This is a genomic window from Haloferax mucosum ATCC BAA-1512, from assembly GCF_000337815.1.
GTDB lineage: Archaea > Halobacteriota > Halobacteria > Halobacteriales > Haloferacaceae > Haloferax > Haloferax mucosum.
In genome coordinates this window covers 23270-36619 of record NZ_AOLN01000011.1, presented here as the reverse complement: position 1 = coordinate 36619, position 13350 = coordinate 23270, and the positions used below count along the sequence as shown (strand labels likewise).

Below are 13350 nucleotides of genomic sequence, written 5' to 3'. Positions count from 1 at the left end.
AGGTCGGCACTAATCAACCGCACGTTCGGCGACCACCGCCTGCAACTCCGTTCCCGGCACCTCTCGGACCATCTGGCGCTCGAATCCGGCCGATTCGACCCACGACCGAATCGTCGCGTCGTCGTAGAGGGCACCGCGACCGGTGGCGAGTGCGGCGGCCGCCCGCCGAGTCGTCGCCGCGGTCGAACACCGCCCGTGAATCGTGTCGATAAACACGGCGACGCCGCCAGGCGCGAGAGCGCGATATGCTCCCGCAACGAGCGATTTCGCTTCGGCTGGGTCTCGTCCCGCGAACGCGTCGCCGACGAACACGAGACCGAACCCGCTCACTGGCGGTGTCGTCGGGTCGCCCGCGACGAGTTCGATACCTGCCCGCGAGAGAAGCGGTCGAACGACTTCGACGGTTTCGGCGTCGTCGAGAACGGTCACGTTGCGGCCGCGGGCGCGGAACTCGCGGGCGAAGACGCCCGACGCGGCGGCGAGGTCGAGGACACGGGTCGCATCGGGTGACTCCCGGACGGCCGCGGTCACGCAGGCCCGGACGACGGCGTCGTCGGTGGCGTCGTGCGCGCCGAGTCGGTTTCGAAGCCAGTCGTCGGGGAGCGTCGGCGGTTCGCCGGTCGCCATCGTCTCCGGGAGGTCGGTGTACAACGAAAACGAGTCGAGGGCGTGCGGTAGTCGGCCAATCGAGCGCACGTCGCGTTTGGCGAGAAATCCGAGCGCGCGATTCGTGATTTCGTACTCGTCGCCGACGCGTTTGATAAATCCTATCTCGGCCAACGATTCGACGGCGATGCTGGCCGCTCGCGGCTCGATACCGGCCTCCGCGGCGACTGCGTCGGCGGTTCCAGCGTTCGTCGTGAGCGCGTCGATGACGCCGGTCTCTCGGGCGGCCCAGAGGAGTGCGAGCGATTCGACCGACGATTGCGACCGGTCCCAGGTGGGCATGGTCGCATCGACGGGGTACGAAAAGAAAGGTCGTGTGTTGTCGAAGCTGGCGTTACCAGACGGACCACGCCGACGAGGTCTGGTCCCGCGCGTAGACGCGCTTTGCGTCTTTCGCGTACACCATGTCGCCGGGGTGGTCGAGTTTTCCATGGCGGTATTCGGGCGCGTCCGAGCGAACGACGAGACCTTCGATTTCGACCTCTTCGTCGCCGAACGACTCCGTCTCGCCGACGACGAACTCGTAGTCACCGGGGACGTTGACGGTGACGCTCCGGGTCTCTTCGCGCTTTCCGTCTTTCGGGTGGATAGTGACGTTGACGCCGACGTTATCGACCACGCGGGTCCAGACGGTTTTCACGTCTTGTACCTGTGCTTCCTCGGCGCGCTCTTCGGGGCCGACTTCGATGCCCGTGATGCGGACGAGTTGAATCGCTTCGGGCGTATCGACGATGAACTCCTCGCCGAGCGAGATAGTCGCTTCTTTGGGCGCGGCGACCTCGGTCGAGACGGACGACCCGTCCTGCGAGACGACGACGTTCATGTCGATTTCATCGGGGAGCTCGACTTTCTCTTTGTGGACCTGACCGCACTCGGTACACCGGACGGTCGAGTGACCGCCGGGCTTCAGCACCTCGTGGACGGTGGGTTCGTCGGGCGAACACGACGGACAAGAAAGGGGGACGCGTTCACCGGCGTCGGGTTGGCTCATAGAGGCTGTTACCCCATCAGGCCGTAAAAAGCCGCCTTTCTCTTCGTGCGCGTGGGAGTCGGTGTCGGGGTAGATTGTGACGCTTTTCCGGCCGCGTCGCCTATCTCTGTTGTGCTCCGAACGACTCGCCGCCGGTACCTCGCAACTTTCGGAACTGCGGGTCTCGCGGTGACCGCCGGATGCATCTCCAGCGACGACCCGTCCTACGAGGGGACGTGGTCGCGTCGCGGCTTCGACGACGCGAGAACCGGCGTCTCGCCCGCGAGGGGGCCGACCGGCGGTCTCCACATCGCGTGGCGGGCGAGCGTACACGGTGGGTATCCGGTCAGTACGCCCGTCATCGCCGACGAAACGGTCTACCACCTTCACACCCGCGGGGGTATCGACCGCCGACACGACACTGCCGTCTCCGCGTTCGACGCCGCGACCGGCGAGGAGCGCTGGCGAACGACCGTTTCGGTCTCGGGGACCGACAGCCTCGCGTATCATCACGACTCGGTGGTCGTCGCCGACGACCGACTCTACGTTCGGACGTTCGAGGGACTCCACGCGCTTTCGACAGTGGGTGAACACCTGTGGACGCACCCGGTTCCCACGACGGCACAACCCTACCCAATCGTCGCACCGCCGGTGGTCACAGACGACGTCGTCGTGACCGCAACCTACGGCGTCCGCACCCCGCCGGTCGCCGTCGTCGCGGTGGACGCGGACACCGGCGAGACGAGATGGCGAGTCGGATTCGATGCTCGTCGAATACCGTGGACACTATCGGCCGCCGACGGAACCGTCTTTGTCCCCTTCCTGCGCGGCGACGCCGGCGTGGTCGCGCTCGACCTCACGACCGGGACGAATCAGTGGTCGCGGTCGCTTCCGGTCGATGGTCCGGTGACGATTTCGGCCGACACGATGCTCGTTCCGCTTCGTGAGAACGCGACGGAGTTCGTCGCGGCGGTCGCCCGCCGCACTCGACGGCTCGTTTGGCGAGTGCCGGCGGGGCGACGAACCGAATCGGGGGTCGCCGTCACCGATGACCTCGCGTACTACTGCGCCGACGGCGTGGTCGTGGCACGACGCCTCGACAGCGGCGACCGCGTCTGGTCGTTCGGCCCTGACCCGCGAGTCTCGCTCGGGTGGACGCCTGTCGTCGCCGACGAACTCGTCTACGCCGTCTCCGCCCGGGCGCGCGAAGGGAGCGCGCCTGCTACCCTCTACGCGCTCGACCGGGAGACCGGGACCCCACGCGGTCGCGGACGGCTTCCACGGTCGGTGACGCGCTCCGGGCTTGCCGTCGTCGGCGGAGCGGCGTACGTGGCGCTCGGGCACGGCGAACTGCTGTGTGTCGAATCCTGTTCCGGTGCGGTTGCCGGTCGCTGTCTTCTCGAATAACGTGGAAAAACGCGGTGTGGCGCGTGCTCAGGGCTGTGGCAGTTCGACCGCGTCGCCGTCGGCGTAGACCGTCGGGTCGCGGATGATGCCGTCGAGGTGGAGCGGCGCGTCGGTGTCGCCGCCGATGCCCGCGTCGTCGCCGATGGCGATGTGGACCGTCCCGGCGGCCTTCTCGTCGAGGAGGACGGAGCCGACGAGGTCGGTCACGCCGACGTTGGTACCGATGCCGAGTTCGGCGAGGTTGTAGGCGTCTCGCCCCACTTCCTCTGCCGCGGCTTCGACCTGTTCGCGGATGTCGTCGTCAGAAATCTCGGTGACATAGCCGTCTTCGACTTCGAATCGGAGGTCCTGTCCGTCGTCGAGGAGTCCATGCGGCATCATCGTCCCGTCAACGACGTAGGTGCCAGTCGCGGACGCGGGGCTGAGGAAGACCTCGCCCGCCGGAAGATTGGAAAACGAGCCAGAGTCGGCGATTGCGCCGGTGTCGGCGAGCCATTCGCGGTCACCGCGGACGAACGTGATGTCCGTCCCCTTCTCTGTGGTGACGCGGACTTCGTCGGCGTCGCCGACGGCGTCCAACATCGCCTTGCTGTGGTCGTAGATGGTGTCGTAGTCGGCGTCGAGACCGGTGACGAAGACCTCCTCGGTGATGCCGGGGAGCGTCGCACCGCGAGCACCCGCGTCGCAGGCGTCACCGCGTGCGCGAGTGTGACTGAGGCTTTTCGTCGTCGGCGCGAGGAAGGCGTCGCAAGACTGCATCGCGGCGGCGACCGGCGCGGGCGGCTCTTCTCCGTGTTGGTTCCCCGGCGGATAGCGGATGATCGAGGCGTCGTCGGTCACGTCGCAGGCGACGTCGTAGAGCGCTTCGCCGATGCGCGTTCGCTTGTCGTCGGTGACGACGAGGAGCGACTCGTCGGCGGCGAGGTCGAGACACTGATGGACCGCCGTCTCGCTCGCGGCGCGGAGAGAAGCATCGTCTGTTGGCATGTGGGTGCCTGCGTCACCTGTCGTGTTAGGCGTTCCCATCTGTACGCCCGCGCCCGGTTTTCGGCACCAAACGGGCGAGTTCACCCGCCACGACCGACTTCACTCACTTCGGAGATAATCCAGCGACTCACTCGCTCGAGAGTTAGTTTCTGTAAATTAACCATCGAAATAACTATGTTCGACTACGGTCGTTGCTCATCCATGATACGAGTGGGTGTCAACGGCTACGGTACAATCGGAAAGCGCGTCGCCGACGCAATCGAGGCGCAACCCGATATGGAACTCATCGGCGTGGCCAAGACGCAACCCAATTTCGAGGCACACACTGCAGTCGAACGCGGCTACCCGATGTACGCCGCCATCCCAGAGCGGTCCCCGTTGTTCGCCGAGGCGGGCATCGACCTCGCTGGCGAGGTAGACGAACTCGTCGCCGAGGCCGACGTCATCGTCGATTGTACGCCCTCCGGTATCGGTGCCCAAAACCGCGAACTGTACGAGACGCACCACACACCCGCTATCTTCCAAGGCGGCGAAGACGCCGACGTCGCCGACGTCAGCTTCAACGCCCGGTCGAACTTCGACGCCGCACGCGACGCCGACTACGTTCGCGTCGTCTCGTGTAACACGACTGGACTCTCGCGCATCATCGCGCCGCTCGAAGAGGAATACGGCGTCGAGAAGGTTCGTGCGACCCTCGTCCGCCGCGGCGGCGACCCCGGACAGAACTCTCGTGGGCCTATCAACGATATTCTGCCCAACCCGATCAAAGTCCCCTCTCACCACGGTCCCGACGTCAAGACGATTTTCCCCGACCTCGAAATCGACACCCTCGGACTGAAAGTTCCGGCGACGCTGATGCACGTCCACGCCCTCAACGTCACGCTCGAAGACGACGTGACCGGCGCGCACGTCCGGCAACTCCTCGAAGGCGAAGACCGTGTCTACGTCATTCCCGAAGGGCTCGGCATCGACGGCGCTGGCAAACTCAAAGACTTCGCGCTCGATGCGGGTCGCCCACGCGGTGACATGTGGGAAAACTGCGTCTGGGGCGAATCCATCGGCGTCAACGGCCGCGACCTCTATCTGTTCCAGGCTATCCACCAGGAATCCGACGTGATTCCGGAGAACATCGACGCCATCCGCGCGATGTTCGACACCGAAGACAAACGCGACAGCATGGAGCTGACGGACCGAACCCTCGGCGTCGGCATCTCCGGCGACCCTTCTGGGTTCTCTGAGCAGGCGCGCGCGGAGTTCGCTGACGACTAATCGGCGAATCGCCTGTTCAGCTTTCTACTCTTCTTACGGTTTCACGGCTGACTCACTCGACACGTACGTTTCATTGCGCGCCCGCCCGCTTGTTTTCGCCGTCTACTTCACCCGCTCGAACGCCACGGTTCCGGTTCCGAGGTCGATGACGGCCACGTAGAACGCGTCGTCAGCGCCGGGAATCGGGAGTCCGCCGGGGTTGACGTGCGTCGTTCCGTTTCGGTGTTCGACCGTCTTCTCGTGGGTGTGGCCGCGCAGGACGTAGTCGTAGGTTCCCGCGTCGATGAGGGCGTCCACTAGCCCCGATTCGGTCCCGTGATAGACGGCGATATCGTCGCCGCCGAGCGTCAGGTGCGCGAACTCGTCGTGATACGTGCCGAACGACTCGACCACCTCGCGCAGTTTCCACTCGCCGTCGTTGTTCCCGCGAACCGCGTGGAAGTCGAACCCCGCGTCGAACGGGGTTGCAGAGAAGGGCGCGACGATGTCGCCGCAGTGGACGACCGCGTCCACGCCTTCGGTTTCGAAGTGTGAGACGGCGGCTTCGACGGAGTCGAGGTTGTCGTGGGTGTCGGAGACGACGCCGAGTTTCATGGATGTCGACTCGACTCGACGGCGTCGGCTATCAATCTTGACCGACACTTATAGTCCGAGCGCCCGCTGTCGTCTGTATGTCCACTTTGCCATCGACTCGGAGGCCGTTATGAACGTTGACCCGAACCGCCACCGTGACGACGCCCACGACGACGAGTCGCCAGACGCGACTGACTCGGACATTCTCGTCCTCGCAACCGGCGACCGCGGAACCGTCTTCATCGGCGCGGTGCTCGTCGGGGGTTCGTCGTACGGCGCATTCCACACACTCGCAGTCCGCGCGGCTGGCTCGTTCCCGACCGGTGAGGCTCTCTCCGCGATTTTCACGCTCGCTGTCTTCGCAAGTGGCGTGGTCTTCCTCGTCGAGGGGGCTGCCAGTATCGTCGCCAAAAAGAACGCAGATTCCTAATTTCGACCTTCAGTCCTGCGTCAGCACTTCAACACCCGCCAGCGGCGCGCCAGTCAGCGCACGGATGTACGCGCCGCCAGCGATAGAGACGTGACCGAAGTCGGCTTCGTCCATGCCGTACATCTCGATGGCGCGGGAGGTGTCGCCGCCGCCGACGACCGAAAAGCAGTCGGTCTCCGAGATGGCTTCGAGGACGCCGACGGTGCCCGTGGCGAAGCGCTCGTCTTCGAATAGGCCGAGTGCGCCCTTCACGAAGACGGCCTCGGAGTCGCGGATGATGGGTTCGTACTCGTCAACCGTCATCGTGCCGACGTCGAGATAGGCGCGGTCCTTCGTCGTGATGTTGGCGACGGCGATTTCACCGCGCTCGTCCGTGTCGTCCTCGTAGGCGAGGTCAACGGCGAGTTTGATTTGGTCGCCGCGTTCGTCGAGGAGGGCTTCGATGGTCTCGCGGTTCGCCTCCCACTGGTCGTCGAAAAAGTCCATGCCGTCGAGGTCGAAGCCGACCTCGTGGCCGGCGGCGCGGAGGAAGAGTTCGCCCGCGATGCCGCCGAGCAAGAACTGGTCGACCTTGTCGCCGAGGTTGTTCATCACGTTGATGACGTCGGTCGCTTTCGTCCCGCCGACGACCATCGTCACCTGTCCGTCGAACTCGCGCGTCGCAATCGAGGAGTTCGCCTCGTATTCGGTCTCCATCACGCGGCCCGCGTAGGCTGGCAGTTCGAGGGCAAACCCGACGAGCGAGGCGTGCGAGCGGTGGGCCGCCGAGTAAGCGTCGTTGATGTACGCGTCGAAGTGAGGTGCGAGCGTCTGGACGAACTCGGTGTCGGCTTTGACTTCTGGGTCTTCTTCGGGGAGTTCCTCGTCGCACATGCGGGTGTTTTCGAGGAGGAGAATCTCGCCCGCAGACAGGGACTCGATGGCGTCGATAGCTACCTCGCCGTAGGTATCGGCCACGAACTGCACGTCGCGGCCGACGTGGTCTGTGAGGATGTCGGCGTGCTGTTCCAGCGAGACGAAATCGTCGCCGCCGGGGCGTCCTTGGTGGGCCATGAGGACGACGCGATGGCCCGCGTCGGCGAGTTCGCGGACCGTCTCGGCGTGACGGTCGAAGCGGCGGTTGTCCTGTACCTCGCCGTCTTCGACGGGCGAGTTGAGGTCGAGTCGAACGAGAACGCGCTGTTCGGGAGTGAGGTCGTCGAGCGTGTTGAACATCGGGTGGAAGAACGTGGAGTGGTTACTTAGTGATAGGCGGGTCAGGCCGAGAGGGCGGTCGATTAGAGTGAGTGATTACTGGTGCGTGACGAAGTGTGCGACGTCGAGCATCCGGTTGGAGAAGCCGTACTCGTTGTCGTACCACGTCAGAATCTTGTAGAGACCGCCGTCGTTGACTTGGTTGGTCGTGTTGAGGTCAACTGTACTGGAGAAGGGGAGACCGAGGATGTCACGCGACGTGACTTCGTCGTCTGTGTAGCCAAGGACACCGGCGAGCGGGCCGGAGTCGGCGGCGGCGCGGAAGGCGTCGTTGATATCCTCGACCGACGGCTTGTCTTCGAGGCGGACGACGAGTTCCGTGAGGGAACCGTTCGGAACCGGCACGCGAATCGCCATGCCGTCGAGTTTGCCGTCGAGCTGGGGCAGAATCTCGGTGGCGGCCTGCGCGGCACCGGTCGTCGTCGGGACGATGTTCTCGGCGGCGGCGCGGCCACGACGCTGTTTCGCGTGGGGGCTATCGATGAGGTTCTGGCTTCCCGTGTAAGCGTGTACGGTCGTCAGGAGACCGTTTTCGATGCCGAACTCCTCGTCGAGCACCTTCGCAACCGGCGTGACGGAGTTCGTCGTACAGGAGGCGTTGGAGACGATGTCTTCCCCGTCGTACTCGTCGTGGTTGACGCCGTAGACTATCTGCTTGACCGGCTCGTCGCCCTTCGGCGGTGCGGAGATGACGACTTTGTCTGCACCCGCATCGAGGTGGGCGGAGGCGTCTTCCTTCGTGCGGAAGATGCCCGTACATTCGAGCGCAACGTCCACGTCGAGTTCACCCCACGGAAGCTCCGCGGGGGACTGAACGTTGTGGAGGCTCACCGACGTGCCGCCGATGGAAAGCGAGTCGCCGTCGCGTTCGACGCCGTCGAGGCGACCCATGACGGAGTCGTACTTTGCGAGGTACGCCATGTCGTCGAAGTCCATGACGTCGTTGATGGCGACCAGTTCGACGTTCGGGTTGTCGAGGACGGCACGGAAGATATTCCGGCCGATTCGGCCGAATCCGTTGAGTGCCACCCGCACCACGTCCGATTCATCCACGTTCTCGCCCGCGCTGAGGTAGGATTTTTCACTCATGTTCGAGTAGTTTCCACGTATATATCCCAGACGCAAGAGTATACCTGTTTCGGTAAATCCGACTTAATCGAACGTTACCTTTCATATACAATCGCAATTCGGTCAGAAATAATCGCGGTCGGTCACACCCAGACGACAGATGACGCACAAGAACGGGCACAACCGAAGACGCCCCGCGCACGAGCGTCCCGGAGCGGGTTGTCGCGGGCAGAAAGGTTTTATCCCCCGATTTCATAGCGGCCCCCATGGTCAGAGACGACCGCGACGACCCGTTCGACAACATCTTCGATGAAATCGAACGGATGATGAACGACATGACCGGAGGAGACGCTGGCTTTGCCTCCGAAACCCACATCCACGTGTACGATGAGGGTGCCTCGCTTCGACTCGTCGCGGACCTCCCGGGCGTCGATAAAGACGCTATCGACCTCAAGTGCGACGGTGAAACGCTGACTATCAGCGCCGCCGGAGACCGCCGCGAGTACGACGAACGCGTTCGCCTTCCGGCACGCGTTGACGAACACTCCGCATCGGCAACCTTCAACAACGGCGTCCTACAGGTCACGTTCGACCGCGCTGAGGACTCCGCCGCTATCGACGTCGAGTAACCGACGGCGACACGGCTTCTCACGATTTTTTTGCAACCCGCTCGACGAGCGCCGCCAGTCGGTCGAAAAAGTCGTCGTCGTACTTCGCGTCGTCGTCGATAGTCGGCCGGGCGTTCGTCTCCGAGACGACGACGCGCCCGTCGGATTCGAGGATATCGACGCCGAGATAGCGGATACCCAACTCCTCGGCTACCGCCTCGGCGAGACCTCGGTGTCGCTCCGGGAGGTCGGTGCCGACGGCCACTGCCCCGCGATGGACGTTGTGTTTCCAGCGACCGTTTTCGCGGGCACCCTCGGACAGTCGGCGTTCGACCGCACCGACGACCCGTCCGTCGAGCACCATCGCCCGGTAGTCACGGGCGTCCGGAAGCCACTCTTGGACGAGATAGGACTTGTCACCGGTCGCCCGGTAGTCGTGGACGAGACGCAAGTGGTCTACGAGTCCCGACAGCGAATCGGGGTCGTGAGCCTTTGCGATGCCCGTACCGCGCGTCGTCGAGTTCGGTTTGACGACGACGGGGTAGTCGAGTCCCGCGGCTTCGACGGCCTCGACGAGTGCAGACTCACTCGCAGGATTCGAGACGTAGACGGACTTCGGAACCGGGATTCCGGCTTCCGTGAGTGTTGCGATAACGCCCGCTTTGTTCCGCGACGTGAGGATATCCTCTCGCGTGTTCACCCACGGGATGTCGTGTCTAGCGGTGACGACGCCGCCTTCCATCGCTCGCGTGGGGTAGACGAGTCCGACGTCGAACGAGTCGCTCGGCGGCGACGAGAGGTCGAGTACGAACTGTTTCGATCGAAGGTGCCCGACGTCGATACCACGTTCAGAAAGCGGGTCACGCAGTCGCTCAAAGGTCTCACTGCTGGTCGTCACCGCCAAGCGGAGCATACGCTACGAGGCGGGGTCCCGGATGAAAAGTTGGTGGGTTCGTGGTGACCCGTGCGTCGATGCGAGATTACGCGACGAGCAGTTCTTCGCCACGCTCGACGACGATGCGGCACGGCGGCGACATCTTGTTGTACGCGCGGCGGAAGGCGTCTTTCGCCGTTGCGGCGTCCTCGACGTCGCAGTAGATGGTAAAGACTCGCTCGCCTTTGGGGATACGAGCGGCGGTACCGACGACCTTCCCGAACGACTGGCGCATTCCGTCGGAAACACGGTCTGCACCGGCACCGGTTGCCTGCTTGTTCTCGCGGATGACGTGGTGCGGGAACTTGCGCAGAATCATCTTGTACTGCTTTTCGCCGGCGTTCTTGAGCATCAGACGGTTGGCCGAGAGACGGGCAGATTCGAGCGAACCATGGCGAATCTGGACGTCTTCTTCGACTACCAGGCTAATCTGGACGGGGTAGTCCTCGGGGTCCGCCTGCAGGTCGCCCATGTTGTGCTGTGCAATCTTCGAACCGGGGATACCCGTGATGTACTCACGTCGGGTGTATGCCGGGTTCTTGATCTCCCGGTACATAGAGGCGGGTTTGTCTGACATGGTTACTTGTGAAACCGAAGGGTCAGGCGGGCTAAAAACGCTTCGAAGCTTCACTGGCCATCCGGTCGTGTGAGCCGCTCACACGACGGTTCGGCCCGCTCCCGAATCGACACCACGGAGACTCCCGACACGACGTGCCGCTCGATTCGCTAGCCGTCGGCGTCCGGGTCGTCAGTATCTACTGATTCGGCTTCGGCCACCGCTTCGTCGTCGGTCGATGCTTCGTCCGGCGGTTCGCCCGTCTCGGGGTCGAGCGCGATGAACTCCAGGCCCTCCCGGTCGAGGAGATCGGCGGTGCGGTCGGTGATAGAGGGTGCGACGAGAACCCCACGAATCGGTTCGTCGTCGCCGAACTCCCGTCGCAGGGCGTCTACGTACCGGCGAAGTTGGCTCGCCGCCGAGGGACCGACCCGGCGGCGCTTTAGTTCCACGACGACCGGAACGCCGTCCGCGTCATCGCCGAAGATGTCGAGTGCGCCGGCGTCGCTCTGCCGTTCGGTTTCGAGCGGTTCGAACCCGGGTTCGAGGACCGACGGCTCCGCGAGGATGTGTTGTCGCAGGTCTTCTTCGCTCCCGACGAGTTCGAGGTCGCTCCGGTCGTCAACCGCGTATGCCGAACACTGCTCGACGCGCTCGAAGAACACGTCGAGTCGCTCGTCCGGACTCGACCGCGTGCTTCGAACCCTGAGCCGACCGTCGCGCACGCCCGCGGAGTGGGTACAACCCGGCGGTTGCCAGTTGACCGGCGTCCGTTTTTCGTCCGTATGGACGAGGATGGAACCGTCCGGTTTCAGGACGACTAATCGGTCACCGGGACCGAGTTCGCTCGTCGCGCGCCCGTCGTAATCGACCGTACACCGACCGAACACGGTGACCATATCGCCGCGTTCGAACGCCGATTCGAGGTGGACGAGCGCGTCGCGGTGTGTCGGCCGATGGAGTGTGTTCACCGTCATCCGGGTGTCGCACCGCGATTCGGGTTCGGCGGTGATAAGCCCCGCGCCGTGACCGGAAACATCTCCATTCGATGTCACTCTTATATCGCTCCCGTGCGTATTTGTACCATGGCACCCGACTTCCCCGAACGCAACCAAATCGAGATGCCGGACGAGGAGATAGACCGAATACTCCGCGAGGAGGGCGTCGGCGTTCTGTCGTTCGCCGACGGCGACGTCGCATACGGTATCCCGCTCTCTTTCGGGTACGACGCCGACAGAAAGCGGCTCTACTTCGTCTTCTTGCGCCCCGGCGAGACGTCGAAAAAGACCGAGTTCGCGGAGGCAACCGACCGTGCGAGTTTCACCGTCTGGGACGCACCTGCCCGTCACGAGTGGCGGAGCGTAGTTCTCGAAGGCGAACTCCATCCAATCGCCGACGACGAGTGGTCCCGTGTGCAGGAAGCGCTCGAAGACAACGCGTGGTACCCGAGTCTCTTTTCGGAGACTGAGCCGATGCAAGACATCCTCGGGTGGGAACTCCGCATTGACCACCAGTCGGGCCTCCAGCGTCGCAGTCCGTGATTCTTCGAACCGCCGCGTCGCGGACGTAACGCCGCCATCGCATAGCTGACAGACCGGTCGAACTGCCGCCGCTCGCTTGGCCTACTCGGTCTCCATCTCATCCGACTATTTAAACTACCCCGGATAGTGCGGGCCGGAATACCTCCGGGTACGGGACATCAATAGAAGTATGAACACATCCCCGACACTCACTGCTCGTAACTCTCCGTACGCTTCGAACGCCCACGACGCCGCGCAGGCCGCCGACCCGTCGGCCGTCCTTTCGGTACTCAGCGACGACGACAGCCGTCGCATCCTCGCCGCCTGCGACGGGAGCGCCCGAACCGCTCAGGAGTGCGCAGACGTGTGTGACGTTCCGCTTTCGACCGTCTACCGAAAACTCGACCAACTCACCGAAGCGTCGCTTCTCGACGAGCGTCGTCGGATTCAGACGACTAGTCACCACCCGCGAGAGTTCGAGACGAACTTCGATACGCTCTCGTTTTCGTTCGACGACTCCGGCGTCGGCGTCGCCTTCCGAAACGTTGCGACCGACGGCGGGGAAGACGCCGAGGAGCGACGGTCGTAATGTCGCACACTGTGCCTGTCGCCCGAGAAACGGAGTCGGAAGCCGCGTTCATGAACCCGGAGGTGGACTGATGAGTGCACGCTCGACGACCGGCGAATACGAGTTCGCGTGCCCACAGTGCGGTGAGGGGTTCGAAGTCAACCGCGGTATGCGCGGTGCCGTGCTCGACCGCGGGTGTCCAATCTGTGGGTCTGTGGCCTCGAAACGCGACTTCTCACCGCTTTCTCTGTGATTCTGTGTTCGCCGTTCGACCCGATTGCTCCTCAAAACCGTGTGTCTTCTTCTCACTCGTCAGGAAACAGTAGGCTACATATACATGTGTCTCCCGTACTACGAACAAGATGAGCGACGGCACGGACTACACCTTTGTTTGCCCGGTGTGCGACGAGTCCATGCTGGTCAACGATTCGATGCGCGACGCGCTTCTCGACAACGGGTGTGTCATCTGTAGCGCCTCGCTCACCACGGATGCGTTTTCCAGTGCGTGATTCGGATTCAGTTCACTACCTCTTTTCTCCC

17 protein-coding genes are annotated in these 13350 nt (G+C 63.6%); 8 read left to right on the top strand and 9 right to left on the bottom strand.

All coding sequences use genetic code 11. The features are described from left to right. Nucleotides 1-9: 9 nt before the first annotated feature. Nucleotides 10-948 (bottom strand): class I SAM-dependent methyltransferase, encoded by a 939-nt coding sequence (locus C440_RS06880; protein WP_008319617.1) that lies wholly within the window; start codon nucleotides 946-948, stop codon nucleotides 10-12. A 52-nt stretch (nucleotides 949-1000) separates the two neighbouring features. Beyond that, entirely contained in the window at nucleotides 1001-1657 is a 657-nt protein-coding gene (locus C440_RS06875; protein ID WP_008319616.1) for an HVO_0476 family zinc finger protein, read from the bottom strand. 111 nt (nucleotides 1658-1768) lie between these two features. On the opposite strand from C440_RS06875, the gene C440_RS06870 reads away from it, so the two are divergent. Next, entirely contained in the window at nucleotides 1769-3043 is a 1275-nt protein-coding gene (locus tag C440_RS06870; RefSeq protein WP_008319614.1) for an outer membrane protein assembly factor BamB family protein, read from the top strand. Nucleotides 3044-3070: 27 nt separating this feature from the next. Here C440_RS06870 and C440_RS06865 read toward each other — a convergent pair whose 3' ends face one another. Continuing rightward, nucleotides 3071-4030 (bottom strand): aminopeptidase, encoded by a 960-nt coding sequence (locus C440_RS06865; protein ID WP_008319613.1) that lies wholly within the window; start codon nucleotides 4028-4030, stop codon nucleotides 3071-3073. Nucleotides 4031-4231: 201 nt separating this feature from the next. Between C440_RS06865 and C440_RS06860 the strand changes: the two genes are divergently transcribed. Continuing rightward, nucleotides 4232-5299 (top strand): type II glyceraldehyde-3-phosphate dehydrogenase, encoded by a 1068-nt coding sequence (locus tag C440_RS06860; protein WP_008319612.1) that lies wholly within the window; start codon nucleotides 4232-4234, stop codon nucleotides 5297-5299. A gap of 102 nt (nucleotides 5300-5401) precedes the next feature. Here C440_RS06860 and C440_RS06855 read toward each other — a convergent pair whose 3' ends face one another. Then, on the bottom strand, nucleotides 5402-5893 hold the full coding sequence (locus tag C440_RS06855) for a metallophosphoesterase (RefSeq protein WP_008319611.1): 492 nt from the start codon (nucleotides 5891-5893) through the stop codon (nucleotides 5402-5404). A gap of 109 nt (nucleotides 5894-6002) precedes the next feature. Between C440_RS06855 and C440_RS06850 the strand changes: the two genes are divergently transcribed. After that, entirely contained in the window at nucleotides 6003-6302 is a 300-nt protein-coding gene (locus C440_RS06850; protein WP_008319610.1) for a hypothetical protein, read from the top strand. Nucleotides 6303-6311: 9 nt separating this feature from the next. Here C440_RS06850 and C440_RS06845 read toward each other — a convergent pair whose 3' ends face one another. Then, nucleotides 6312-7517 carry a phosphoglycerate kinase gene (locus tag C440_RS06845; RefSeq protein ID WP_008319608.1) on the bottom strand — a complete coding sequence of 402 codons (1206 nt, stop codon included), beginning with the start codon at nucleotides 7515-7517 and terminating at the stop codon, nucleotides 6312-6314. A gap of 75 nt (nucleotides 7518-7592) precedes the next feature. Then, nucleotides 7593-8645, bottom strand: coding sequence for a type I glyceraldehyde-3-phosphate dehydrogenase (gap, locus tag C440_RS06840; RefSeq protein ID WP_008319606.1), 1053 nt, complete (start codon nucleotides 8643-8645; stop codon nucleotides 7593-7595). A gap of 245 nt (nucleotides 8646-8890) precedes the next feature. On the opposite strand from gap, the gene C440_RS06835 reads away from it, so the two are divergent. Then, nucleotides 8891-9253: an Hsp20/alpha crystallin family protein gene (locus C440_RS06835; protein WP_008319605.1), complete on the top strand. Its 363-nt coding sequence runs from the start codon at nucleotides 8891-8893 to the stop codon at nucleotides 9251-9253. Nucleotides 9254-9272: 19 nt separating this feature from the next. Here C440_RS06835 and C440_RS06830 read toward each other — a convergent pair whose 3' ends face one another. From C440_RS06830 to nucS, 3 genes are all read right to left on the bottom strand, one after another. Next, nucleotides 9273-10145, bottom strand: coding sequence for an ATP-grasp domain-containing protein (locus tag C440_RS06830; protein WP_008319604.1), 873 nt, complete (start codon nucleotides 10143-10145; stop codon nucleotides 9273-9275). A 67-nt stretch (nucleotides 10146-10212) separates the two neighbouring features. Continuing rightward, a complete protein-coding gene (locus tag C440_RS06825) occupies nucleotides 10213-10743 on the bottom strand; it encodes a 50S ribosomal protein L16 (protein ID WP_008319603.1) in 531 nt (176 codons plus the stop codon). 149 nt (nucleotides 10744-10892) lie between these two features. Next, a complete protein-coding gene (gene nucS / locus C440_RS06820; RefSeq protein ID WP_008319602.1) occupies nucleotides 10893-11699 on the bottom strand; it encodes an endonuclease NucS in 807 nt (268 codons plus the stop codon). Between the two features lie 108 nt (nucleotides 11700-11807). Here nucS and C440_RS06815 point away from each other — a divergent pair, with 108 nt between their 5' ends. The 4 genes from C440_RS06815 to C440_RS17700 all read left to right on the top strand — a co-directional run bounded on the left by C440_RS06815 (nucleotide 11808) and on the right by C440_RS17700 (nucleotide 13319). After that, the gene (locus tag C440_RS06815; protein WP_008319600.1) at nucleotides 11808-12263 is read left to right on the top strand and encodes a pyridoxamine 5'-phosphate oxidase family protein; all 456 of its coding nucleotides are present in this window, start codon (nucleotides 11808-11810) and stop codon (nucleotides 12261-12263) included. Nucleotides 12264-12432: 169 nt separating this feature from the next. After that, nucleotides 12433-12831 (top strand): winged helix-turn-helix domain-containing protein, encoded by a 399-nt coding sequence (locus tag C440_RS06810; protein WP_008319599.1) that lies wholly within the window; start codon nucleotides 12433-12435, stop codon nucleotides 12829-12831. Nucleotides 12832-12901: 70 nt separating this feature from the next. Continuing rightward, nucleotides 12902-13063, top strand: a complete 162-nt coding sequence (locus C440_RS06805) for a DUF7560 family zinc ribbon protein (RefSeq protein ID WP_008319598.1) — start codon at nucleotides 12902-12904, stop codon at nucleotides 13061-13063. A gap of 109 nt (nucleotides 13064-13172) precedes the next feature. Then, a complete protein-coding gene (locus C440_RS17700) occupies nucleotides 13173-13319 on the top strand; it encodes a DUF7560 family zinc ribbon protein (RefSeq protein WP_008319597.1) in 147 nt (48 codons plus the stop codon). The last annotated feature ends 31 nt before the right edge of the window (nucleotides 13320-13350 follow it).

Bases quoted from the DNA above. Each gene is read 5' to 3' on its own strand.
- C440_RS06855 (WP_008319611.1), bottom strand. From the start codon at position 5,893: ATGAAACTCGGCGTCGTCTCCGACACCCACGACAACCTCGACTCCGTC.
- nucS (WP_008319602.1), bottom strand. From the start codon at position 11,699: ATGACGGTGAACACACTCCATCGGCCGACACACCGCGACGCGCTCGTC.
- C440_RS06880 (WP_008319617.1), bottom strand. From the start codon at position 948: ATGCCCACCTGGGACCGGTCGCAATCGTCGGTCGAATCGCTCGCACTC.
- C440_RS06850 (WP_008319610.1), top strand. From the start codon at position 6,003: ATGAACGTTGACCCGAACCGCCACCGTGACGACGCCCACGACGACGAG.
- C440_RS06860 (WP_008319612.1), top strand. From the start codon at position 4,232: ATGATACGAGTGGGTGTCAACGGCTACGGTACAATCGGAAAGCGCGTC.
- C440_RS06875 (WP_008319616.1), bottom strand. From the start codon at position 1,657: ATGAGCCAACCCGACGCCGGTGAACGCGTCCCCCTTTCTTGTCCGTCG.
- C440_RS06845 (WP_008319608.1), bottom strand. From the start codon at position 7,517: ATGTTCAACACGCTCGACGACCTCACTCCCGAACAGCGCGTTCTCGTT.
- gap (WP_008319606.1), bottom strand. From the start codon at position 8,645: ATGAGTGAAAAATCCTACCTCAGCGCGGGCGAGAACGTGGATGAATCG.
- C440_RS06805 (WP_008319598.1), top strand. From the start codon at position 12,902: ATGAGTGCACGCTCGACGACCGGCGAATACGAGTTCGCGTGCCCACAG.
- C440_RS06810 (WP_008319599.1), top strand. From the start codon at position 12,433: ATGAACACATCCCCGACACTCACTGCTCGTAACTCTCCGTACGCTTCG.
- C440_RS17700 (WP_008319597.1), top strand. From the start codon at position 13,173: ATGAGCGACGGCACGGACTACACCTTTGTTTGCCCGGTGTGCGACGAG.
- C440_RS06830 (WP_008319604.1), bottom strand. From the start codon at position 10,145: ATGCTCCGCTTGGCGGTGACGACCAGCAGTGAGACCTTTGAGCGACTG.
- C440_RS06815 (WP_008319600.1), top strand. From the start codon at position 11,808: ATGGCACCCGACTTCCCCGAACGCAACCAAATCGAGATGCCGGACGAG.
- C440_RS06835 (WP_008319605.1), top strand. From the start codon at position 8,891: ATGGTCAGAGACGACCGCGACGACCCGTTCGACAACATCTTCGATGAA.
- C440_RS06865 (WP_008319613.1), bottom strand. From the start codon at position 4,030: ATGCCAACAGACGATGCTTCTCTCCGCGCCGCGAGCGAGACGGCGGTC.
- C440_RS06825 (WP_008319603.1), bottom strand. From the start codon at position 10,743: ATGTCAGACAAACCCGCCTCTATGTACCGGGAGATCAAGAACCCGGCA.